Here is a 21,789-nt window from a genome sequence, read left to right as displayed (position 1 = left end):
AATCTCTCACTTTTAAATGGTTACCGCAGGTTGAATGAAACGCAGACTCTCTTTTCAGGTAAAGCTTTTTTTAGCGCTGGTGTGCTTCTCCTGCCTGCTGTTAGTTCTGCTGGGAACGATCCTGTTTCATTTTATTGACAGACAGCTCCATCACGATCTTGGCCAGCGCGCCAGGGTTCAGGCCAGTCAGATCGCGCTGATGCCGGGTCTGGCGGCAATGGTTGCGGCCAGAGATATCCCCGGCATTGCCCGGTTAATTCAGCCGCTGCGTGCCGAAAGCGATGCCAGCTATATTGTGATTGGCGATCCCCAGGAACAGCACCTTTATCATTCTGAATCCCCGGAGCGGATTAATTTACCGATGATCGGTGGGGATAATGCCGAGGTGTTAAAAGGCAAAACCATTATTTCCGTGCGCCGGGGCGGAATCGGGGTTTCACTGCGCAGCAAAGCCCCCATCTTTAACGCGCAGCACCAGGTGATTGGCATTGTCTCCGTCGGCTATCTGACCTCATATATCGCCAATATTAATGCCCGCATTCTCTGGCAATCCGGGTTGTACGGTGCAGGTCTTCTGCTGCTGCTGTTTATTTTCTCCTGGCTGTTTACCCGCAATCTTAAAAAGCAGATGTTCCGGCTTGAACCAAAGGATATTGCTCAACTGGTTTTGCAGCAAAGAGCGTTGCTGGAAGCCATGTATGAAGGGATATTCGCCATTAATAAAGAGAAGCAGTTGATTCTCATTAACCGTGCGGCACGAGAGATGCTGGATATTCGGCAAAGTGAGAAAGACCTTATCGGCAAACCGCTGGAAGATGTTCTGCAAACCTCCCCGGGATTCCTGTCTCAGCGCTACGCTTCGGTGAGCAGCGGCAACCACGACCAGATTGCGGTGCTTAATCAGCGAGAGGTGATCGTTAACCGCGTGGCGATCGAGGTTGAACCGGGTGTCGAGAGTGGTTGGGTATATAGCTTTCGCGACAAAAACGACATTAACACGCTTAGCAGCCAGCTCAGTCAGATCAAACGCTATGCGGATAACCTGCGCATTATGCGCCACGAACAGCTGAACTGGACCGCCACGCTGGTGGGGTTGCTGCAAATGAAACACTATGATGAGGCAATCCGTTACATCCAGGTGCAGTCAGAAGGGGCGCAGCGCGTGCTGGACTTTGTCTCTGCCCGTTTTGTTTCTCCGGCGTTGTGTGGGCTGCTGTTAGGAAAATATGTCAGCGCACGCGAAAAAGGCATTGAACTGCTGTTTGATCCCGCCTGTCAGCTCACCCGCATGCCAGCCACCCTCAATGAAACGGAGCTGATGTCCATTATTGGTAATCTGCTGGATAACGCCGTGGATGCAACCCTGAAAGCGCCGGTGCCTGCACCTGTTGAGCTCTACATTTCTGACCGCAATCAGGAGTTATTGATAGAGGTGGCTGACCGTGGCTGTGGGGTGGATGATACGATGAAACCGCATATCTTCCGCCAGGGGTTCAGCAGTAAACCAGACAGTGAGAACGACATTGTCGGCACCGAGCACGGTATTGGTCTGTTTCTGGTGGCAGGATATATCGATAAGGCTGGCGGCAGTATTGAGATTGCCGACAACACGCCACAGGGCACTATTTTTTCTGTGTTTATTCCGAATGGGCAACAGCATGACCCGACCACTTGATGTTGTGATAGTTGAAGGGCTTTGTTGAATAAATCGAACTTTTGCTGAGTTGAAGGATCAGATCACGCATCCTCCCGACAACACAGACCATTCCGTGGCAAAGCAAAAGTTCAGAATCACCAACTGGTCCACCTACAACAAAGCTCTCATCAACCGTGGCTCCCTCACTTTCTGGCTGGATGATGAGGCGATTCAGGCCTGGTATGAGTCGGCAACGCCTTCATCACGAGGAAGGCCCCAGCGCTATTCTGATCTCGCCATCACCACCGTTCTGGTGATTAAACGCGTATTCCGGCTGACCCTGCGGGCTGCGCAGGGTTTTATTGATTCCATTTTTGCCCTGATGAACGTTCCGTTGCGCTGCCCGGATTACACCAGTGTCAGTAAGCGGGCAAAGTCGGTTAATGTCAGTTTCAAAACGTCCACCCGGGGTGAAATCGCACACCTGGTGATTGATTCCACCGGGCTGAAGGTCTTTGGTGAAGGCGAATGGAAAGTCAGAAAGCACGGCAAAGAGCGCCGTCGTATCTGGCGAAAGTTGCATCTTGCTGTTGACAGCAACACACATGAAGTTGTCTGTGCAGACCTGTCGCTGAATAACGTCACGGACTCAGAAGCCTTCCCGGGCCTTATCCGGCAGACTCACAGAAAAATCAGGGCAGCCGCGGCAGACGGGGCTTACGATACCCGGCTCTGTCACGATGAACTGCGCCGCAAAAAAATCAGCGCGCTTATTCCTCCCCGAAAAGGAGCAGGTTACTGGCCCGGTGAGTACGCAGACCGCAACCGTGCCGTTGCTAATCAGCGGCTGAGCGGAAGCAATGCACGGTGGAAATGGACAACGGAATATAACCGTCGCTCGATAGCGGAAACGGCAATGTACAGAATGAAGCAGTTGTTGGGAGATTCACTGACGCTGCGTGACTACGATGGTCAGGTAGCGGAAGCTATGGCCATGGTGCGTGCGTTGAACAGGATGACAAAGGCTGGGATGCCAGAAAGCGTGCGTATTGCCTGAAAATCCAGCCAGCTACAGGGTCGTTCGCACGAAATCTTATTTATTCAACAAAGCCTAGTTGAAGATGAACCGCACCTGGCGGAGCTGCATCGCGAGTATATCGAGCAAAATTTCCTTTTGCGCGTGGTGGGCATCGCCGCGTCCATTGAGCAGGCCTGTAGCCTGATTCGTCAGCATCAGCCGCGGCTAATTTTGCTGGATAACTATCTTCCGGACGGTAAAGGCGTGGAGTTAATCGACAACCCACTGCTAAAAAGCTACGAATGCTCGGTGATCTTTATCACCGCCGCCAGCGATATGCAAACCTGCAGCCATGCCATGCGCAGCGGTGCGTTCGACTATCTGATTAAGCCCGTCTTTTTCCAGCGTCTGCACGCCTCTCTTGAGCGGTTTATGCGCTTCATCCATACCGTGCAGCAGGTGAAGGTGGTCGACCAGCATGCGCTGGATCGCCTGTTTAACCTGCCTGCCGCGGAATCGTCCGTTACACCGTCAACGAAAGGGATTGAGCCCCAAACGCTGGAACGGATGAAACAATTTTTCGCCGACAATCCCGACAGGGCGATGTCGGTGGAAGAGGTAGTGGAGAACGTCGGGATCAGTAAAACCACGGGGCGTCGCTATCTTGAATACTGCGTGGAGAGCGGGTTAATCAGCATCGAAATGCTGTATGGCAATATTGGTCATCCGCGAAGGTTGTACCGCAAAGCCGCCGATCAACCGTAATCCGAAACCGTTCACAGGCTAACGTTCGCGGATTTTATGGTGTTAATTGCTGAAACGACGGCAACAATCACACTTCGGAATCATTGCCCGCTTCACCCTATTGTGGGTGGAGCCCACTGCGCTATGTTGACAATTAGTTCCTCAAATGTAACTAAAAGGTTAACTATAATGTCGAACACGTTCCGAATTTCTCTGCTTACCGCTACTGTACTGTTCTCTGCTTCTGCACTGTCTGCCCTGCCGCAGGGCTATCCTGCTGAGTATCAAAAAGTTGTTGATGCCGCAACGAAAGAGGGCAAGGTTGTTATCTACTCCACCACCGACATCAAAGCTGCCGGGCCGCTGATCCAGGGCTTCGAAAAAACCTACCCGGGCATCAAAGTTGAATACAACGATATGAACAGCACCGAGCTGTACAACCGTTTCATCAGCGAACAGGCCTCAGGTGGTGTGAGCGGCGACGTGGTCTGGAGCTCATCCATGGACACCGGTCTGAAGCTCGCCACCGACTACGCCATGGAGTACAAATCTCCGGAGCAAAGCCAGCTGCCGAAATGGGCGGTCTGGAAAGATAAGGCATACGGTACCACCTATGAGCCGGTGGTCTTTATCTACAACAAGCGTCTGATCCCGCCCGGCGACGTGCCGGACTCTCACACCGCGCTGGCGAAGCTGATTGCCAGCCAGACGGACAAATTCAAGGGCAAAGTCACCACCTACGACATCGAAAAATCGGGTCTGGGCTTTATGCTTTCAGTCCAGGATCACAATGCCGACCCTAATTACTTCAAAACCCTGGCAGACGTTGCCAAAGGTGGTTTATCGGTACAGTCCTCTACCGGTACCATGATGGAGCGCGTCTCCTCCGGTGAAAACCTGATCGGCTTTAATATCCTCGGATCTTATGCGGAAGCACGTGCGAAGAACGATCCGTCGCTCGGCATTTCCTATCCAAAAGATTACACCCTGGTGCTGTCGCGCGTGTCGTTCATCAGCCAGCAATCGCAAAACAGCAATGCGGCAAAACTGTGGCTGGACTATGTGCTGTCTGAACAAGGGCAAAACATTCTGGCAAACCAGGCTGACATTCCGTCCATTCGTAACGATATCGAAGGGAAAAATGATATCGACGGCCTGACCAAAATCCTCGGCAACGCGCTGAAGCCGATCCCGGTTGATGAAACGCTTCTGGAATACCTGCAGCCGAAAAAACGCCTGGAGTACATCAAAGAGTGGCGTACCGCCGCCGGCAAATAAGCGTCTGAGCGCGGCGCAGGCCGCCGCGCTCCCTTATCGACTGAGTTCGTTTTTCTGGGCTGCAACACCAGGGATACCCCATGAATACATTACGCAGAAAGTGGCAAAGCCTGCCGCGAGGCATCGTCGTGCTGATAACCGCCCTGGTTATCTACACGCCGCTGTCGTTTATCGTGATACAGAGCTTCCTGTCCGCCCCGTTCTTTTCGCCGTCAAAAGAGTGGAGCTTTGAATCATTTGAGTTTATTTTCACCGACCCTGATTTTTATAAAGCCCTGAAAAGTGGTTTTATTCTTGCTTTCGGGCTGGTCTTTATCTCTATTCCGTTGGGCGGCGTGCTGGCGTTTCTGATGGTGCGTACCGACCTGCCCGGTCGCCGGCTGATTGAGCCGCTGATCCTGGTCCCGATTTTCGTTTCACCGATGGTACTGGGCTTCGGCTACGTGGTGGCCGCGGGTCCGGTAGGCTTTCTCTCCCAGTGGGCTGAGGCGCTGATTGGCTTTGTGCCGTGGAATATCTACGACATGTCGAGCATTGTGGTCATCGCCGGTCTGACGCACGTCCCGCATGCCTATCTGTATATCTCGTCAGCGCTGCGCAGCGTGGGTTCCGATGTGGAAGAGGCCGCGCGCACCGCGGGGGCGTCGCCCTGGCAGGTGATGACCTCCGTTAGCCTGCCGATGGTGCGCCCTTCCATTCTGTACGCCACCGTGCTGCTGTTCTTCCTGGGGCTGGAAGTGTTCGGCCTGATGCTGGTCCTCGGCGACCCGGAAGGCAACATGGTGCTGGCGACCTATCTCTATAAGCTGACGAACAAGATGGGTACCCCATCCTATAACCTGATGGCGGCGGTTGCGGTGGTGCTGATCTGCATCACCATCCCGCTGGTGATGCTCCAGCGTCGCCTGATGCGCACCGCCAACCGCTTCGTCACCATGAAGGGAAAAGCCTCTCAGGCCCGCGCGCTACCGTTGGGTAAATGGCGCTGGGTTGCTGGCGCGGTGATTGCCTTCTGGCTCACCGTCACCATCGGCGTTCCGCTGCTCGGCGTGGTATTGCGCGCGTTTATCTCCAACTGGGGCGTGGGCGTTTCGCTGTGGGATGAGCTCTCTCTGAACACCTTCCGCACAATCTGGGCGCAGCCCAACCTGCTGCGCGCCATCGTCAACTCCATGGCGATTGGCGTGATTGGCGGCGCGCTGGCGGTGGTCTGCTACCTGTTTGTCGGCATTGCCATGCACCGTAAACCGGACAACACCACGCGTTTCCTGGACTACAGCGTGCTGGTACCGCGCGCCGTGCCTGGCCTGCTGGCGGGTCTGGCATTCCTGTGGGTGTTCCTGTTCCTGCCGATGTGGCTGGATAACGCGCTGAAATCCGGCTGGCTTTCCGGGTTTGCCTGGACGGACTGGATGCGCGAAAACGTCATCGTCTGGCTGCGTTCGCTGCGCAGCACCATTTTCAGCGTCTGGCTGGCCTATACCGTGGTGTGGATGGCTTACGGGCTGAGGCTCATCTCTTCCACGCTGCTGCAGGTGGGGCCGGAGCTTGAAGAAGCGGCGCGCAGCACCGGGGCAACGCGTGGCCAGATCACCCGTCACGTTACCATTCCGCTTTCCCGCTACGGTCTTATTGGTTCGTGGCTGCTGATGTTCCTGATCTTTGAACGCGAATACTCAACGGGTGTGTACCTGCTTTCGCCCGGCACGGAAACCATCGGCTCGATGCTGGTTTCCCTCTGGGCTGCGGGTGCCATTGATATCGTGGCGGCGCTCTCTTTCATTAACATCCTGCTGGTCGTGGTAGGTCTGGGCATTGCCCTTCGTTTCGGAGTCAAAATACATGATTGAATTAGCGGTTGACGATCTGCACTTAACCTACGGCGACAATCCTGTTTTAAAAGGTGTCTCCATGAACCTCAAGCGCGGCGAAGTGGTCTCCCTGTTAGGCCCTTCCGGCAGCGGCAAAACCACCCTGCTTCGTGCAGTAGCGGGCCTGGAGAAACCCACCCAGGGTTCGATTATTATTGGCAAAAACAAAGTTTACGACGGCACGCCGCGCAGTGAGGTCCCTGCGGAAGAGCGTAACCTGGGGCTGGTGTTCCAGTCATATGCCCTGTGGCCGCACAAAACCGTTTTTGAAAACGTGGCTTACCCGCTCAAACTGCGTAAAGTCCCGGCCAAAGAGATCCAGCAGCGCGTGCAGGATGTGCTGGATCAGCTTGGTCTGGGGCATCTTGGCAAACGTCACCCGCACCAGCTCTCCGGCGGACAGCAGCAGCGCGTGGCGATTGGCCGGGCGCTGGTCTACAACCCACCGGTGATTTTGCTGGACGAGCCGCTTTCTAACCTCGACGCCAAGCTGCGCGAAGAGGCCCGCGTGTTCTTGCGCGAGCTGATTATCAAGCTCGGGTTATCGGCACTGATGGTGACGCACGACCAGAATGAAGCAATGTCCATTTCTGACCGCATCCTGCTGCTCAACAACGGTAAAATTGAGCAACAGGGCACGCCGCAGGAGATGTATGGCTCGCCGAAAACGCTGTTTACCGCCGAGTTTATGGGCAGTAACAACCGCCTGCACGGCAAGGTCACCGAAGTACGCGACGGCAAAGCGCGCATCGAGGGGAAAGGCTGGGTGCTATGGGGCCAGGCGGGCGAAGGGGTGCAAAGCGGTGATGAAGCCACGGCGGTGATCCGCGTCGAGCGCGTGGCGGTGGTCGAGGGACCTGGGGAAAATCAGCTTGAGCTACCGCTGCTCACCAGCATGTATCTTGGCGACCGCTGGGAGTACCTGTTCCGCACGGCGGGGGATGATTTTGTAATCCGCGCGTATGGACATGAGGTTCGCGACCCGCAGCACTGCCATCTTTCGCTGCCTGAGAAGCATGTTTGGGTGTTCCCGAAAGGGTGAATGGAAAAAGAAAAGGCTGCGGGATGCGGCCTTTTCTGTTTGTGTATGTGTCTTGGCTGTTGCGCCGTCGGGATAAGTTCCGCGCTGAGTATTCCGATAAGTTCTCAGGCAAGGATACCAATCGACCAGGGTTGGCAGCTTGCCTGGCATTTCTGCATAAAGGTGACACTCTCCACGTCCACAGCCTCGACCGCTTAGGTTGTAATACGCTGAACATTCTGGAGTTGGTCAAACAATTGAATGATCGAGGGGTGGCAGTTCGCTTTCATAAGGAGGGGATCACGGCAGACATTACCAGCACAATAGGAAAGATGATGCTCACTATGCTGTCAGCAGTTGCCACTTGTAAGCGTGAGTTGATGTTGGAACGTAAGCGAGAGGCGAAAGCAGTGAACCCTGCAAAGCGTGGTAAAGGTAAAGCAGTAGACCGTGCAGGTATTGTCTCAGCGCTTGCGGCTGGCGGCTCTGTGCGCAATGTAGCGAAGGATTTCAACGTCAACACATCCACTGTGAAGCGCATTAAAGCAGAGCAAGAGGCGTGATAATCCCTGATACTTGCCGTTTTCTGGCATCAGAATGGGGTGGCCTTCAATCAGGTCGTTCAATCCCTCTCGCAATGGCGCAAGTAAAAAACGAACATGCAAAAACAGCTTAGTGTTTACGCTGGCACTACTTCCAACCTTGGTCCAAGCAGGAAAATGAATTTTATTAATCACCGCCATAAGCCAACCATTCGTCATAAGTAAGTCTGAACGTTAAAGATGTTGGCTCGTTGTCGGTTTTCTCGGATCTCTCAACGAATCTCATCCCAACCTTTTCAAGTACTCTCTTAGACGCGAGATTATCCTCCCAAAGGAAAGCTGAAATGTCTTTTAAACCTACTTCATCAAACCCATAGCTAATAGCTCTTCTGGAAAGCTCAGTAGCATACCCTTTGCCCCATTCATTAGGCTCGAATCTGTAACCGAGATTGTTAATCAGCTTCCCATCGGTATCACTTACAAAAAAACCACCAAAACCAATGATTTTATTTGGGTTGTCTTTAGTCATTATCGCCCAATCATTAAAGCCGTAGAGAGTTGTATTTGTTATCCGTTTTTCCAGAGAATTTCTGGACTGCTGAATATCGCGATGTGGGCCAGCCGGGTTACAAACATTTGTTTCTGGATTGGCGTAAATACGAAACAAGTCCTCCAAATCTGACATCACAGCATGCCTGTATAGCAGCCTTTCCGATTCCCAGAACATTTTACCTCCTCAGTAGTCTTTTGAGGTGGCAGGGGTCGCCAACCACCAGGAAGCCAGCTTCATTTGCTTATGATGTGGTTACAGGCTTTGAGAGAATAATGCGAGGAGGCGCCCCCCCTTCCCTTAGTGTTGCTTAACTCAAATTTAACCACGCTTACACGCTGATTTTGTTACATTTGCTCATTTACTCGCCAGAGCCAAAAGACTACACTTTCCGCATGGACTTACAAGTAACATAAGGATAAGGATGAATGGCCGTTGGTCACTTTTTATTCAGAGGTGATAAGACAGTTTGCGGTGGTAGGATTCTCGAAGGATTCCCTGACCATCAATTTTTCGGTAAAGACATGGCATGTGAAGGCCATCAAGTAACCTGTGGTAAACATCCAGGCCGTTACCGTATCTGTGGCGGTCTTGATACCGATGATATACATGGAAAAAGGATAGCCGGAACACTGCACAGCCGTAGCTCCTGCCCCTGCAAATCACGTTTTATTCCTTCCATCTTTGACACTTACGAGTTATCTACGGGACAAACGGAAACCAACGCTGCTCAATCCCACAACGTTGAATTTCCCGTTCTCCCCGGCCCGATAGCAGGTCCTGAAACTGATAATTTTGCTGACACCTGCAAGCCAGAAGATAATCAGCTATTGAACGGCGTTTACATCTGGACTGAAACCACGGATGCAGGACACGCTTTCGTATCCGTACATCAGAATAATTCAATCTACGTTTACACCTACGGGCGCTTTGATCGAAAAGGCCCCGCCACACTTACAGGTGATGGGATTCTTAACTTCCTAACTGGTGATGATGCTCGCCTTTACTATCGTGAAGAACTCTACAAAGTTCGGGCAAGAGTATTCCAGATCGATGACGTTACACCCGAAGAAACCCGCAGAATTTTTGAATCTCTATGGAACTCAGGTACGACTCCCGTATTCACAAATTCAATGGGGGAACGCACCAAACGAAACGGAAAAGTGATAGACGTTTACGATCTCACCGGGAGCAACTGCACCACTCATACAGTGAAAGCTATCAGAAAGGCAGGGACCAATATCTTCGATACCAGCTACACATCAACAACGACACAGCTTCGTATCGACAATGAAGAAGATTTCACTATCCCTGTATCATTACAGCGTTACTTGACGGAGAAGAGCGACTCTCTGTCCTCAATGAACGTTATAGAAGTTACCAGCAAATTCAGGGAGCAGTATCCGAATATCGACCACTTCAAGCCAAATTCTGAGAGCCTGACAGGTCGAGTGGAGGAAGGGCTTGCTAATAGTGCATCAACGGTTGGATCATCTTCGGGTTATTCTGGCGGAACTATTGGCGGCGTTTTAGGTGGTTCGTATGGCATTGACGAATAGAGCAAAGGCTATCCTTCGATGGGGAGGCATTGCTTTAGTATTCGCCATCTACTCTATCACCTTGATGATACCAGTGCTTGATTTTGGGCTAACCCGGAAATACAACGGCCCCCCTTCAACTGGTCAGATGGAAGCTCGTTTATGTGAAGCGATCATAGATGACTTATCGCGGTCAGTGGATAACCTCTTAATTACTGCATTTGTCGGTAGTGCCATTTGTATTGTTTTGATCTTGCTCATCTTCAAGAAAGTAAGATGACCGCCAAAGGCTGGAAGTCTCCAGCCTTTCCCCTTCTCCCTGGTTATAGACAATAGAGGCCATAAAGCCCCGTTAGTGGTAAGAAGACAAGCGGAGCGTAGCGACTTCATCAGATTGTCAGAAGGATCACACCTTATCAGGGTGCTCGTGTACCGTTAGGAGCGTAAGCGAAGCGCTAGCAGAGCCGGATCTGTAGCTACCGGGGCATTACCACTATTCACCTGTTTACGTGGCTCATGGGGCCACGCATCGGGCTTAAAATGCGTGTGATCATTCTGTTCGGGAGTTATGCCAGGTATTGGGCTTTTTGTTCCATATTTTGCTGTCGTGGTAAGAACCAGGAACCACCGCCAGCGTGATGATATGCTCCCTTGTACCACAGACCAATTACGCGACAGGTGCGGGCGTAGAACAATGGGTAGTTTAAGTTGTACCTGCTTAAGCAGGGCAACGTAACTAACTGATAAATCATAACCAGTTGATTTATCATAAGATTGGAGCGGGCGAAGGGAATCGAACAAAAATCCATTCCACTTCTGTAACCTACTGACAGATAACGATATTGCGATCAGCATAGGTAACTGATTACGTGATAATAGAGGATCATTATCGTGTCAATCAAGGGCCAGGCTTACCTTTACAAGCGAAAAGATGGAATCTGGATGTTTCAGATCTTCGTCCCGAAGTACCTCAGATTTTTATACCCGTGCCGGATGTGGCGTAAAACCACCTCAACCCGCGATCTTAATGAGGCTCGACGGTTCAGAAACCACCTGTTATTAGAATGGGAAGAGCTTAAGCGGAAGTACAATCCGAGCAACCCCGATCAGTGGTTGCAGCAGTCAATAGCCGCCTTGCACACGGAAGGGAAAAAGAACAAGAGCCGCCCTCAGCCTGTAGCGCGATCCTGTTCTATTCCCACTCTGTGCCTCTTACGGGACGAATACGCCGAAAGCTATAAAGACCGCCGCTCTTATTCCACCTTGAGCAAATCGGCGCGAGCCGTTGAGCTATTTCTTGAGAGCGCCAATCAACCGGACATTGCCTTAGAAAGGATAGGTCGCCGCCTGGTGACTGAGTTCCTCGATACGCAAAAGGAGAAAGGAGCCGCCGATCAATCTCGTCAAAACTGGCTAACGTGTTTAGGGAGTCTCTACGAGTTTGCAAAGCGCCGCTACGATGGCATACCAGACCGCAACCCTTTTCACGGTCATAACCTCGAAGCACGTCGCACGATAGAGAGTTATCAGCCGTTTGAGCCTGACCAGATGCAAAAGCTACTGGATGCAGCAGAGCCGGAGATCAAGAACATCATACTTATGGGGCTGTTTTCAGGATGCCGCCTTGATGAACTGGCAAGCCTCAAGAAGTCAGAGATCCAAACGGTGGAAGGTGTACGCTGTTTCTACATTTCGAAATCAAAGACCAAGGCGGGGGTACGGTACGTCCCTATTCATTCCCGAATAGCTGAAATTGTCGATGAATACCTAAGCCACAGCTACGGAGAATACCTATTCCCACAGGCTAACAAGATTAACCGCGCTGACGGTAAGAAAGGCCCGTTCTATTCTCAAGCGTTCACCAGGCTTCGCCGTCGTGTTTTGCCTACAGCTACAGATCGCCAATGCTTCCACAGCTTACGAGGGATGTTCATAACCTGCCTGGACCGTACCAGATGCCCCGAACAACGCATAGGGGCTATCACCGGACACACAGAGCAAAAAGCCAAAACAGAAGCGTTCCGCACCTATTCCCAGGGGGCGAGCTTGGAAGAGTTAGCGGGGTATGTTGAGATGGTGGATTATGAACAAATACCGACCAACAAAACCAGTTTTATCCTCTACTCATAGCGTAAATGAACCCAAAAGAACAGCATAAAATACCGCACGAATTACCAACTGTGAATTTAACCAGTGAACTGGGTTTTCATCGTTGCAAAGCGAAGCGGTGAGGATTACCATAATACTATATGTTGTGTTTATTGATGTAGATAATACAACATGTGCAATAATTCACTTCATGAATAGGTGTTGATAATGGCTAATAATCCAAAGCAAACATCAAGCAAAGTCGCATCAGTGGCAGCACAAACCTTGAACAACCCTAACGCATCTGGAATCCAAAAGAGTCTTGCTGGTTCAGCACTGTCTCAAAAGGGTTCTTCAAACCAAACAAGCGGTGCAATGGAACATAAAGCATCTGCTGCCCTCAACAACCCTCGCTCAAGTGAATTGACCAAAGAACTTGCCGCCTCTGTTCTGGCTCAGTCCAACAAAGGGCGTAAATGAAAAAAGGGGCGCAAGCCCCTTATTTTTTAAACTCCGTAGTAACAGTGTCACCCTCGGTTTTCTTAGGTGCATTGTTCACTACCTTCTGTTTCACCGTACCGCCTACAGATTTATTTCCCTGCGTTTTAGTTGCAATCACATTAACTGTAGCTTTACTGACAAGCCTGATCTGTTCAAATTCAAGATCGAATTGCATCGCGTATTCAGATTTATAATCGTAGGAAATGCCGGAGAGAATAACATTCTCGTACACTTTGTGCTCTGTCACTAATGTGATGGGCTGGCGACTGTCAAACATCTTATCGAGGTATTCGATAGCTTGACTGATACGAGTGCCATTCACACCAGCGCTGTATAACAAATCCTTTTCCAGCCTCACCGGAGTTTCGGAAATAATCCCCGATAGCTTGAATATATTATTCTTAATCTGAACGTGATCGCTCACCTCTGCCCCGCTCTCAACGGGATAACTGGTAATGTCAGCCTGTCTACGGACTCCCGTGTCCGTCACAGCATCAAACACTATCGCCTGATAGTTCTGGATATAGCTATCTGAGGACGAATTATATACAGATGCAAGGATAGTGAATCCATTTTCACCTTTGGTGCGGGTAGCACTGCTGTTATTACTATTCGAGGTGGAATTCACACCTTCCGAGGTGTTTCCGATAGTTAAACTACCTGGTGTTGCCATTTAGCCCCCCGTCCCTTGTCCAGATGAAACAGCCAGCACCATACGCTGATTGTTGTCATTGATACGCTGATCAACGGTAGCATTGAGCATGTTTCCAAACGTTGGATCAGGAGAAATAGTTAGATGGATAAGCCCTTCCGGTAGCTGATTCTGCAACACTACAGGCTGCATGATCGGTGCATTGGCTGGCTTAACTGGCGCTGCTGCACTCTGTTTCAACATCGAAACAGGAGAGTAATCTCCGTTGGTGCTCTGCGCGTAGCTGCTCACGTCTTTAGCGTCGCTTGTCCCGTTCCACCAATCATGGAATGTATCGAACACATTAGGCTGGTGTGTGCCGTCTGCTTTCGGCTGGCTGGCTCCATAGGCGTTAGCCACAGGGTTACTTCCAGGCTGTGCAGGTGCTGACGTAGTGCCGTAGTGCTGGCTAACAGCTTCTTTAGAGGTGTTATCCCCATTGAGGAGGTTTAGCTTGCCTGTGATCCAGTTGGTTAGCTTCATCAGACCATCCACCACATCGCCCGCAGCCCGTCCGACACCCTGAAAGAAGGGTAACGCCTCCTGCATAGCGTCCTTAAACTCTCGCATGGTTTCAGGGTCAATCTCTGACATAAACCCTTCGAAGAATGCCAGCTTCTGGCTATCGGAGAGAATGCTAAGCTCCTGGTTAAACTTACGGTAGGCGACAAGCTGATCCTGCTGCTCCTGGTTCAACCATTGCCCGTTACGCTTGAGCACGTCCACCTGATCAGTGAGTGCCTTACCTTGATTGCGGAAAGCCCCCACATACAAACCCATGTCATCACCAAGCTGTTCCAAAGATGCGAGGATTTGCTCTGAGGATTTCCCTTGTTTTTCCAAGGTGTTAACATAAGCAGAGGTAAAGCCCATCGGGTTTGTTTGGTATCGGCGTAAATCGTCCATCGTGAATCCGGCAGTGTTCACTGCTGACAGAATCCCCTGATCGCCACCTTTCCACTCTCCAGATTTCTTATCGTATTTAGCCTCATTGAGAGTTTGACCGATGCGGTCCTGGATGTCTTTGTAGTTGTCCAATAGCTTACGCTGGCCTTGAATACCCATTCCCGAATCAATCCCGTTAGCGGTAGCGTATTGGCTCTGTGCGGCTAATGCGTGAACGTCAACGTTCCCTAATCTGGCACGTTGCACAATTTCGCTACGCTCTTCCTGTGCTGTAACAGCCTCTTTCCCCCATGAATAAGCGCCATAAGCCGCCGCCCCGATACCAGCGCCAGCCAGCGCACCAGTGCCTAAACCCATTAGAGAACCAGAGATTGCCCCTGTAGCCTTACCACCGCCACCAAGAGCGTTAGCCCCTCCCGCCTTTGCTGCTGCCCTACGCTCTGCGTTAATGCGTCTGTAGCTCTGCTGTAGTCGTTTGATCTCGCTGTTTTGGCGTTGTAATGAGATAGTACCTGCTGCATATGCTTTAGTGATCCGTGACGCTGCAAGCGCGGCCTGTGTAAGCTCAACATTGGTAAGGTGCTGCATACTCTTAAAGCTGCTGGCTGTATCTAAGAGCCGCAATTCAGCCCGTTCACGACGAGCCGCCGAACGTGCGGCCTCTTTCGCTGCCTGAGCCTCTACACGGGCTTGCGCCTTAGCTGCCCTTGCCTTTTCTCGTTCATCGCTATTACGTGGCTTAGAGGCTTTCTTATTCAGCTTGTCTAATTCTCTTTCAGCAGATTTAAGCCCTTGGCTGAATCTCTTCATGTTCAACGTAGGGTCTTTAATGCCTTTGGCTTTCTTCTGAATTTGATCGAAAGCGTCCATAGCTTCTTTCATTGAATTACGATCAACGCTAAATGTGACGGTAGATTTTATTTGTGCGACGTTGATATCAAGCATGATTATTCACACCCTTTCTTTTCGTTCACAAGATAATTAAGTGCATCTGATACACTCATTCCTTTGAAAATAAGTTGTCTTAAATGTGAATAGCTCACATCAAGTGCTCTCGATACGGCTGCTAAATTCAGTAGTTGCTCTGCATTTGTATCATTTAGTTGTAAATGCAAGCCTCGACTCTTTAGGATAAGTTCCAATTTCATCTTTCCTCTTATTCTGGAAATAAAAAAGGGCGGGAACACTGGGGAGATGTTCCCAACGTTCACACGCCCTATTCAAATAGTTCTTCTTTATTTCAGACGGTTAGAACTACCGTCTACGCTCGTTAAGCGCTCAAGCTACCGAATACAATCGACTGTGCCACCACTTGTGGGATGAACGGCAGGAATGAAGACTCGGAACAGATAGAAGGGAAACCAAATTGCTGATCAACCACAACGTATTGATGAACCAGATCAGCACCCTTGCCCTGTGTAGCGTGGCGAGTACCTACACCGCTATGCAGAGTGAAAGCATTGTTATCAAGCAGTGGGATCGCTACGAAACCATCAGCGCCAATGCGGGAGGCAATGGAAGGGATTCCGGTAACATCGATCACGGTAACGCCGTTTAACTGCCAGGACTCAAGCCCAGGGTTATCGGTCTGCACTTTGGTAAAGAAGTTATCAGGATTATTAACGCTCAGGGTGTAGGTCATAAACTGCGAAATGCTTGAATGGTAACGGAGGGCGCTTGCGGCCTTTCCTGCTGCCAGAATCACCATACCACGGCGTTGTTTTGCCAGCCCTTCACCCAGAGTTACCGACTGAATACGGTTAATCTGCGTTAGCTGTTCAAAGATATTCGCTGTGTCGCTTGCATCAAGCGTGAACTGCGTTTTAGCACCACCTGCAAGGAAATCTAAGTTTCCCTGATCGGCGTAGTCGCTGTCCTGTTTCAGATCCAACAGGGCTTCACAAAGTGCAAGCTCGATACTGTTTTGAATCTGACTGTATTGGGCGGCAGAGAAATCAGCCAGTGCCAGCGTAATCTGATCGCCTACATCTGGAATTTGACGGCTGCGGTACTGTTCCAGATCACGCGAGGTTACGGAGTTTAAAGAGTTCACGTAGCGAAGACCATAAAGCTGAGTGCTGAACTCTGGACGGCGTGCCGTACCCCAGGCGCTTTGTGCGTAGGCTGGCTGTTCCGGTGCAGTCAGATTATCAGAGATAATGCTGGTATCAATTGCAATGCGGTTTAGCTGGTGATGTTCAATCTTAAATAGATTTAAATTCGAGATGACATTATTGGGGGCAACGCTGATCTCGAAGGGAGAGGCGAAATCATACATTTTCCCAGAAAATAGATCGGTGTAAGACATTATGTTGTTATTCCTTATTATTCTTATGTGGTACGCAGTGCAACAGTGCCATAATCGGCAAAGACATAGCCTTTAGCTAAAAGGGTCGCCACGACAGAAGCGTGATCGAGAGATGTTTCCAGAGCTTCCGCATTCAGAACCACCATTACCGGATTGGCAACAATCAGATATTTATCCCCTGCTTTCGCTGGTTCTACGAGTACATACGCAATTGAGCCAGTGCTTGCGGCTGATTCGCCGTCTTCGTCCACCACAGCCCCGACAGGGAGATCGGTAGAGATACCAGCATCCAGTTTGATTAAAGAATCCTGCAAAATACCATCTGCTGCGTAGCAAACCACTGATGCTCGGATTAGGTCGTTAAATGACATTGTGTTATCAGTCCTTATTCTTTGCCGCTAATGCTGATAACTTGTCTTTCAATCCGTAGGATGTATCTTTATTAGCTGCTTTGGTTTTAAATAAACGTTCAGTTTCTTTGATTAGCTCTTCTTTAGAAATATTAAGTAGCTTAGAAACTGCCGTAATAGTTTCATCAGAGAGTGTCAAACTCTCACCTTTATTCATCAGAAACATTGTTGTTTCCTCGTATTTATAACGTTTTTGTTACTGTGGGTAAAAAGAAAGCGGCAATAAAGCCGCTTCTTTGGGATAGCTGGAAATCTTATAAACCAGCCTGGGGATCATTCCGTGTCGTTGCAAAACACGCTTAGGATGAATGTTCCCCTATTGGAATTTCTTATCACTACCAAGCCTTTCGGCTTAATAATTAATAAGGAGACAATACAACTCGACTAAAGAAAAAATGTTCCAGTGTCTGAATTCTCTGTATTGTCTGACAACCACGCTTATGATTAGAATGGTTATGAAGAGCCGGATTGCTCTTCTATAAAATCACTCGTTGTGAATGGCTACCTTTAGAATGAAGGGCGCACCTTAAAAAGGTGCTCTCCACCGGATATCCCCTATTCATTGAGAAGAGGCAATAAATAAGGCAGTGGAGATCCCTTGTTAGAAACAAACGAAACGTAGCAATAAAGGACACAACCAAAAATCACAGAAGGAATGATTTTAGAGAAGAGGGCTACCCTACAAGGGAGGAGTAGCCATCTATGGGAGAAGTGATTCGAATACTTACCCTATAACTTATATTAACATAAAAGTTATGCACCTGTCAAGGTATTTATGCAATAATGGTGAATATTTATTCACACTGAATCATGCCATAAACCTTGGCAATCTCGATGCTAAGCTCTCCGAGTTCAACGGTGAGATGTTGCATAGCGAGGGCAAGCTCCTCCATATCATTTGCAATGCGCCACGCCTGATCCACGGTGACGGTATCCCCGTTCAACTGCACCAGGTGCTCTACAGCAGCGTTCCAGTGTTCAAGCGCGGTGATTGCCTGTTCAATGTATTGTACCGCTTCCAGGAGCGCGGAGGGCGTTCTCTCACGCCACGCCTTATTAACAAGCTGTAAGGCTGGTAAATGCCAGATATCGTGGAAAGAGTTAATTAGGATGTTCACGGTGTCCATAGTTTTATTATTCATTGTTGTTTTCCTTGTCGTCAAAGAGAATGTCAAAATCTTGTATGTGGTGAGATAAGCCGTTAGTTTGGGAATACCCTACCCAGTCAATATAGTTTTCTGCGTATAGCTGCCACTTCTTGAGATTCGATGAATCAACACGGTATTCACGGCGGCGGCGTGGTTTATAGAAGACATTATCCGAAGATGCTAAAACATCCTGCAATAGTTCAAACTCTGCCCCTACAGGCACCGTTGCAGGGTGTTCTATTATTTCGGTGATCCATTCTCCTGGAATAGACTCTCGTGCGAGGTCTTGTAGAGAATTGGTGTATTTACGTTTGCTGGCGCGAGTGGCTTTTTCGATTCTAACAATGTTACTTCGTTCTTTTCGTCCCATTCATTCCTCGTAGAGGGGGAAACTCCGTGTTTTCTCGTTAATGTCCATACTGCGTAAAATGCAAATAACCAATACATAGCGATGATCATAAAAGTTTCCCGATTGTTGTTATTTAGTCGTTCGAATAAATGATCTCATAATCCGAGATCATAGATTTTATTGTTATGTCGAAATGTCCAGCTTCCTTAAAAGCGATCACACCGAAAGATTTAAGAGAATGTAGCCAGAACATCACACCACCTTGCGAACATCCAGAACGTTCGATAATGTCACCGTAGCTGATCTTTGTCGGTTTGGATTTATAGAAGTAATGCAGGGTTTCTAACACACGCTTTCCAGCGTCATTAATCTGAATACGGTCAACGCCGTATTTCACTAAGTATTGGATCATAATCCTCCTGGTTAAAATGGCTACAAGCGCCCTATTGTTTCGAAGAGATTCCTCTTCATTTTCAAATGTTCTATTGCGGCTGGGTTGGTTAGTTTCCCCTGACTTTCGAATAACACGAGGTATGGCAGATCGTAATCCTGGAAAACTAAGAAGCGATCAGATGCGTCGTTTAACCTTTCAAAGGCTAACCCATCAAAACGTTCGTCTCGTGGCGTTTTAAACTCGAATGGGGAAACGGTTTGCTGTTTGGCGGGTGCTTTCCTTGCCGCTGGTTTCTTCGTGGGCTTCACTTTTTCCGGCGCTGGCGCTTCTTCTTCCGGTGCTTCCTCAAGTTCGCACATCGGATCGGCTTTCGCCTCTTCGCGTTGCACCTCTAATTGCACCTCTGGAGTTACGTCTTCATTAGATTTGCCAAACACTGGATGTTTTAGACAATCTACCCACACTGGATCGGCTGTTGTTCCCGCGTTGCGTTCAAGCAAGAAAGAATCCGGTGTAATGTTGGCTACAGTCCATTGATTAGATCGGCCTGACAGAGTGGCAACCACTAAACCAACTTGTTTTAACACCCTCAAACATCGTAGCGCTGTACTCTTCGAGAGATTAGCACTATCTTTCAACTCTTCAATGTTGTCATGGTAAATCCCTTTATTGCCGCCAGCGCTGGACGTGGTAAAGAAGTGATAACGCTTGCGCATACGCGAGTATAAAATTTTTGCATCATTGGAGAGTTCCACGCGCTCGCCTGTTTTAAGGTTGGTAATGTGGCTTGCTTCGATTAATGCTTCTTCTGTACCAAAGTATCTGTAAATGTCTCCGTTTATAATGTCGGTCATGTTAGGGTGTATCCTTATTTGGTAGAACGTTCTCCGTTCTTAATTGATGTGGAAAGTGTGGTTGCAGCGTCAATTAACATCTCCTGCACTGTTACGCCTCTCGCTCGCGCCTCTTTGAACAAAGTGCTAAACACTTCATCAGGCAGTTTTACGAATGTTCCGGCTGGTTTCTTCTTCTGGATTTCGCTCATTTGGTTTCTCCTTCTGGTTTATTCGTTAGTTTCTTTCTGTTCTGCTCGGATTAGATCGAAACGGCGAAGCACTTCATTAAAGAACTCTTCACGATCTTTATAACCTTGTCTGCGGTTGGTGTTGCGGATTGCTTTAATCTGAAAGCGAGTGACCTCGCCATTTACAAGCTGTGACACCGTAGTGTCAATGTCAAAATACTTAATTTTGGTTCTCCTTGCGTGAGATAAAAGAAAACACCATCCAGGGAGAACGTTAATAACGTTGCCTGATAGTGCGGTGTAATTTAGATTGTTTAAGAGGCTGAACACCTCAGAGATAGAAGGTAAGAATCTTTTTCTTAGCTCTTAATACTACTCTAACACAAAAAAGCCATTCTGTCAATTATTATTTTTACCCATTTTAGATCATAACACGCTTTCCAGTTGGGATCAACCTCTACCATTCACCATAAAACGCGCTGTATCGCGTCATGCGAGGTTTGCATACACATGCACTACATCGGTATTCCCTGCACCGTTTAAAGCGCTCTATGGGCTTCCTGTTAAGCGTGGCGGCATACGGGCGCACCTCTGGCACTTACCGAAACCAATAGCACCACTACAGAGGGATAACGGTAGTTATCATGATAGTAGGTGATGGTATTGGATTGAGGCTGGCTGAACCGTAGCACGGTGAAGCCTTAGCCGTGGGCTAACTTTGCATGGATGAAATGCGGAGCATGGAAGACAGGCAGAAGTTATGCCGAAAGACATTGCGCACACGGCGCATAGCTTCTGTGCCTCGTTTCACGAGGGCGAAGCCCTGGCACAATCACAGACAGATGCGCTGATCGCTGCGTCGTGAGCGGCTGACCGAGTAGCCACCCAAAGGCGAATCAGGTCACTTGCCAGGCGACACACGCCAGCAAAGCGAATCTTTCACAAGATCTTCTAAAAGCTCTCTTTTAGAGATCGCTTTTTGAATCTCTTTGTATAGAGTGCCAAATTGACACCAATCACAGCTCAATCGGTGCCAAATTGACACCTGTTATTCCCGAATAGGTGCCATTTTGACACCTATCCATGAGTGCCATTATGTCAATCGGTGCCAAATTGACACCATTTAGGGTTATCCAAAGTGCCGTTTCGTTACTTCACCCAACGGTAGGCTGTCGCCCTGCTCACTACGAATCGTCCATGCTTCAACCCTAAGATTAATCTTAGATAATTCCCATCAAACAGGCGTCTAATCAGCAGGTAAATGGCAGGTAAAGAATGCCGTTGTTACAGTGGTAAAGTTGCCATAGCTATTAAGATAGTAACAATTGAAACTATCACTTACTTTGCGTAAAGCCTTGCGCCATGCGACTCACAGCGATCATTGTCCACAATGAGCACTTCCATATTCGGTGCAATGTGCTGAACGAGTTTTCTCATTTTATTGTTATAAAGTAACAATTCGATTTTTCCATGCCAAACCCGTCAATTAGTTAGCATTCTAATCATTTCATGATGCAATCAGTTTCAAGTGCATAAACTCCGCATAATCTGTGCATACAGGCAGGTTAGCGACGCCCTCGCCCAACGAACAGACATTCATCCCCATTAAATCAATGAGATAGGCAACAACCACACACAACCACCTGTAGTGTGATGTTCTGGTGTTCCCGCTCTTCTTCGAGCCGATCTGATGGTTTGGCAACGTTCAAACACATGTTTACAAATGCCAACACTATGATTTTGTTGAAGATATTTCAAAATCATGCAGATTT

General features: G+C 49.2%; 23 protein-coding genes. 11 read left to right on the top strand and 12 right to left on the bottom strand.

Annotated elements, in window-relative coordinates; genetic code table 11:
* Positions 1-34: 34 nt before the first annotated feature.
* From AC0XWG_RS11500 to AC0XWG_RS11470, 7 genes are all read left to right on the top strand, one after another.
* On the top strand, positions 35-1,675 hold the full coding sequence (locus AC0XWG_RS11500; RefSeq protein ID WP_475680598.1) for an ATP-binding protein: 1,641 nt from the start codon (positions 35-37) through the stop codon (positions 1,673-1,675).
* 49 nt (positions 1,676-1,724) lie between these two features.
* Entirely contained in the window at positions 1,725-2,693 is a 969-nt protein-coding gene (locus AC0XWG_RS11495) for an IS5 family transposase (RefSeq protein ID WP_000654811.1), read from the top strand.
* Between the two features lie 33 nt (positions 2,694-2,726).
* Positions 2,727-3,419, top strand: a complete 693-nt coding sequence (locus tag AC0XWG_RS11490; protein ID WP_475680777.1) for a response regulator — start codon at positions 2,727-2,729, stop codon at positions 3,417-3,419.
* Positions 3,420-3,587: 168 nt separating this feature from the next.
* Positions 3,588-4,676, top strand: coding sequence for an ABC transporter substrate-binding protein (locus AC0XWG_RS11485; RefSeq protein WP_475680597.1), 1,089 nt, complete (start codon positions 3,588-3,590; stop codon positions 4,674-4,676).
* 80 nt (positions 4,677-4,756) lie between these two features.
* On the top strand, positions 4,757-6,526 hold the full coding sequence (locus AC0XWG_RS11480) for an ABC transporter permease (RefSeq protein ID WP_028016942.1): 1,770 nt from the start codon (positions 4,757-4,759) through the stop codon (positions 6,524-6,526).
* Positions 6,519-7,589 (top strand): ABC transporter ATP-binding protein, encoded by a 1,071-nt coding sequence (locus tag AC0XWG_RS11475; protein ID WP_128347295.1) that lies wholly within the window; start codon positions 6,519-6,521, stop codon positions 7,587-7,589. Before AC0XWG_RS11480 ends, AC0XWG_RS11475 begins: the two co-directional genes overlap by 8 nt.
* Positions 7,568-8,131 (top strand): recombinase family protein, encoded by a 564-nt coding sequence (locus AC0XWG_RS11470; protein ID WP_241659965.1) that lies wholly within the window; start codon positions 7,568-7,570, stop codon positions 8,129-8,131. The genes AC0XWG_RS11475 and AC0XWG_RS11470 overlap by 22 nt, the downstream gene beginning before the upstream one ends.
* A 166-nt stretch (positions 8,132-8,297) precedes the next feature.
* On the opposite strand, the gene AC0XWG_RS11465 is transcribed toward AC0XWG_RS11470, so the two are convergent.
* Entirely contained in the window at positions 8,298-8,837 is a 540-nt protein-coding gene (locus AC0XWG_RS11465; RefSeq protein ID WP_108090407.1) for a GNAT family N-acetyltransferase, read from the bottom strand.
* A gap of 251 nt (positions 8,838-9,088) precedes the next feature.
* On the opposite strand from AC0XWG_RS11465, the gene AC0XWG_RS11460 reads away from it, so the two are divergent.
* The 4 genes from AC0XWG_RS11460 (at position 9,089) to AC0XWG_RS11445 (ending at position 12,766) form a co-directional block, all read left to right on the top strand.
* Positions 9,089-10,219 carry a PAAR domain-containing protein gene (locus tag AC0XWG_RS11460; protein ID WP_475680596.1) on the top strand — a complete coding sequence of 377 codons (1,131 nt, stop codon included), beginning with the start codon at positions 9,089-9,091 and terminating at the stop codon, positions 10,217-10,219.
* Entirely contained in the window at positions 10,203-10,478 is a 276-nt protein-coding gene (locus tag AC0XWG_RS11455; protein ID WP_475680595.1) for a hypothetical protein, read from the top strand. The genes AC0XWG_RS11460 and AC0XWG_RS11455 overlap by 17 nt, the downstream gene beginning before the upstream one ends.
* Before the next feature lie 611 nt (positions 10,479-11,089).
* A complete protein-coding gene (locus AC0XWG_RS11450) occupies positions 11,090-12,328 on the top strand; it encodes a tyrosine-type recombinase/integrase (RefSeq protein WP_475680594.1) in 1,239 nt (412 codons plus the stop codon).
* Between the two features lie 186 nt (positions 12,329-12,514).
* Entirely contained in the window at positions 12,515-12,766 is a 252-nt protein-coding gene (locus AC0XWG_RS11445) for a hypothetical protein (protein WP_114506843.1), read from the top strand.
* Positions 12,767-12,785: 19 nt separating this feature from the next.
* Here the strand turns inward: AC0XWG_RS11445 and AC0XWG_RS11440 are convergent, their stop codons facing one another.
* From AC0XWG_RS11440 to AC0XWG_RS11390, 11 genes are all read right to left on the bottom strand, one after another.
* Entirely contained in the window at positions 12,786-13,460 is a 675-nt protein-coding gene (locus tag AC0XWG_RS11440; RefSeq protein ID WP_475680593.1) for a phage baseplate protein, read from the bottom strand.
* Complete coding sequence (locus tag AC0XWG_RS11435; protein WP_475680592.1) at positions 13,461-15,329, bottom strand: hypothetical protein; 1,869 nt, start codon at positions 15,327-15,329, stop codon at positions 13,461-13,463.
* Positions 15,330-15,331: 2 nt separating this feature from the next.
* Positions 15,332-15,532, bottom strand: coding sequence for an uL22 family ribosomal protein (locus AC0XWG_RS11430; RefSeq protein WP_225561446.1), 201 nt, complete (start codon positions 15,530-15,532; stop codon positions 15,332-15,334).
* 122 nt (positions 15,533-15,654) lie between these two features.
* Entirely contained in the window at positions 15,655-16,692 is a 1,038-nt protein-coding gene (locus tag AC0XWG_RS11425; RefSeq protein WP_058671553.1) for a major capsid protein E, read from the bottom strand.
* 23 nt (positions 16,693-16,715) lie between these two features.
* A complete protein-coding gene (locus tag AC0XWG_RS11420) occupies positions 16,716-17,063 on the bottom strand; it encodes a hypothetical protein (RefSeq protein WP_032625268.1) in 348 nt (115 codons plus the stop codon).
* Positions 17,064-17,070: 7 nt separating this feature from the next.
* Positions 17,071-17,268: a hypothetical protein gene (locus tag AC0XWG_RS11415; RefSeq protein ID WP_032625265.1), complete on the bottom strand. Its 198-nt coding sequence runs from the start codon at positions 17,266-17,268 to the stop codon at positions 17,071-17,073.
* Between the two features lie 628 nt (positions 17,269-17,896).
* Entirely contained in the window at positions 17,897-18,244 is a 348-nt protein-coding gene (locus AC0XWG_RS11410; RefSeq protein WP_475680591.1) for a hypothetical protein, read from the bottom strand.
* Positions 18,237-18,620, bottom strand: coding sequence for a hypothetical protein (locus tag AC0XWG_RS11405; protein WP_475680590.1), 384 nt, complete (start codon positions 18,618-18,620; stop codon positions 18,237-18,239). The genes AC0XWG_RS11410 and AC0XWG_RS11405 overlap by 8 nt, the downstream gene beginning before the upstream one ends.
* Positions 18,621-18,732: 112 nt before the next feature.
* The gene (locus AC0XWG_RS11400) at positions 18,733-19,011 is read right to left on the bottom strand and encodes a hypothetical protein (protein ID WP_332934085.1); all 279 of its coding nucleotides are present in this window, start codon (positions 19,009-19,011) and stop codon (positions 18,733-18,735) included.
* A gap of 20 nt (positions 19,012-19,031) precedes the next feature.
* Entirely contained in the window at positions 19,032-19,847 is an 816-nt protein-coding gene (locus AC0XWG_RS11395) for a DUF6945 domain-containing protein (protein WP_475680589.1), read from the bottom strand.
* A gap of 14 nt (positions 19,848-19,861) precedes the next feature.
* Positions 19,862-20,038, bottom strand: a complete 177-nt coding sequence (locus AC0XWG_RS11390; protein WP_023309089.1) for a hypothetical protein — start codon at positions 20,036-20,038, stop codon at positions 19,862-19,864.
* Between the last annotated feature and the right edge of the window lie 1,751 nt (positions 20,039-21,789).

Source organism: Enterobacter sp. DVT3837 (assembly GCF_056238685.1).
This window is presented reverse-complemented; position numbering and strand designations above follow the sequence as displayed.

Coding starts and splice junctions, on each gene's coding strand:
- AC0XWG_RS11485 (WP_475680597.1), top strand. CDS start 3,588: ATGTCGAACACGTTCCGAATTTCTCTGCTTACCGCTACTGTACTGTTC.
- AC0XWG_RS11500 (WP_475680598.1), top strand. CDS start 35: ATGAAACGCAGACTCTCTTTTCAGGTAAAGCTTTTTTTAGCGCTGGTG.
- AC0XWG_RS11420 (WP_032625268.1), bottom strand. CDS start 17,063: ATGTCATTTAACGACCTAATCCGAGCATCAGTGGTTTGCTACGCAGCA.
- AC0XWG_RS11455 (WP_475680595.1), top strand. CDS start 10,203: ATGGCATTGACGAATAGAGCAAAGGCTATCCTTCGATGGGGAGGCATT.
- AC0XWG_RS11400 (WP_332934085.1), bottom strand. CDS start 19,011: ATGATCCAATACTTAGTGAAATACGGCGTTGACCGTATTCAGATTAAT.
- AC0XWG_RS11410 (WP_475680591.1), bottom strand. CDS start 18,244: ATGAATAATAAAACTATGGACACCGTGAACATCCTAATTAACTCTTTC.
- AC0XWG_RS11475 (WP_128347295.1), top strand. CDS start 6,519: ATGATTGAATTAGCGGTTGACGATCTGCACTTAACCTACGGCGACAAT.
- AC0XWG_RS11440 (WP_475680593.1), bottom strand. CDS start 13,460: ATGGCAACACCAGGTAGTTTAACTATCGGAAACACCTCGGAAGGTGTG.
- AC0XWG_RS11415 (WP_032625265.1), bottom strand. CDS start 17,268: ATGTTTCTGATGAATAAAGGTGAGAGTTTGACACTCTCTGATGAAACT.
- AC0XWG_RS11405 (WP_475680590.1), bottom strand. CDS start 18,620: ATGGGACGAAAAGAACGAAGTAACATTGTTAGAATCGAAAAAGCCACT.
- AC0XWG_RS11480 (WP_028016942.1), top strand. CDS start 4,757: ATGAATACATTACGCAGAAAGTGGCAAAGCCTGCCGCGAGGCATCGTC.
- AC0XWG_RS11445 (WP_114506843.1), top strand. CDS start 12,515: ATGGCTAATAATCCAAAGCAAACATCAAGCAAAGTCGCATCAGTGGCA.
- AC0XWG_RS11465 (WP_108090407.1), bottom strand. CDS start 8,837: ATGTTCTGGGAATCGGAAAGGCTGCTATACAGGCATGCTGTGATGTCA.
- AC0XWG_RS11430 (WP_225561446.1), bottom strand. CDS start 15,532: ATGAAATTGGAACTTATCCTAAAGAGTCGAGGCTTGCATTTACAACTA.
- AC0XWG_RS11435 (WP_475680592.1), bottom strand. CDS start 15,329: ATGCTTGATATCAACGTCGCACAAATAAAATCTACCGTCACATTTAGC.
- AC0XWG_RS11395 (WP_475680589.1), bottom strand. CDS start 19,847: ATGACCGACATTATAAACGGAGACATTTACAGATACTTTGGTACAGAA.
- AC0XWG_RS11460 (WP_475680596.1), top strand. CDS start 9,089: ATGGCCGTTGGTCACTTTTTATTCAGAGGTGATAAGACAGTTTGCGGT.
- AC0XWG_RS11425 (WP_058671553.1), bottom strand. CDS start 16,692: ATGTCTTACACCGATCTATTTTCTGGGAAAATGTATGATTTCGCCTCT.
- AC0XWG_RS11390 (WP_023309089.1), bottom strand. CDS start 20,038: ATGAGCGAAATCCAGAAGAAGAAACCAGCCGGAACATTCGTAAAACTG.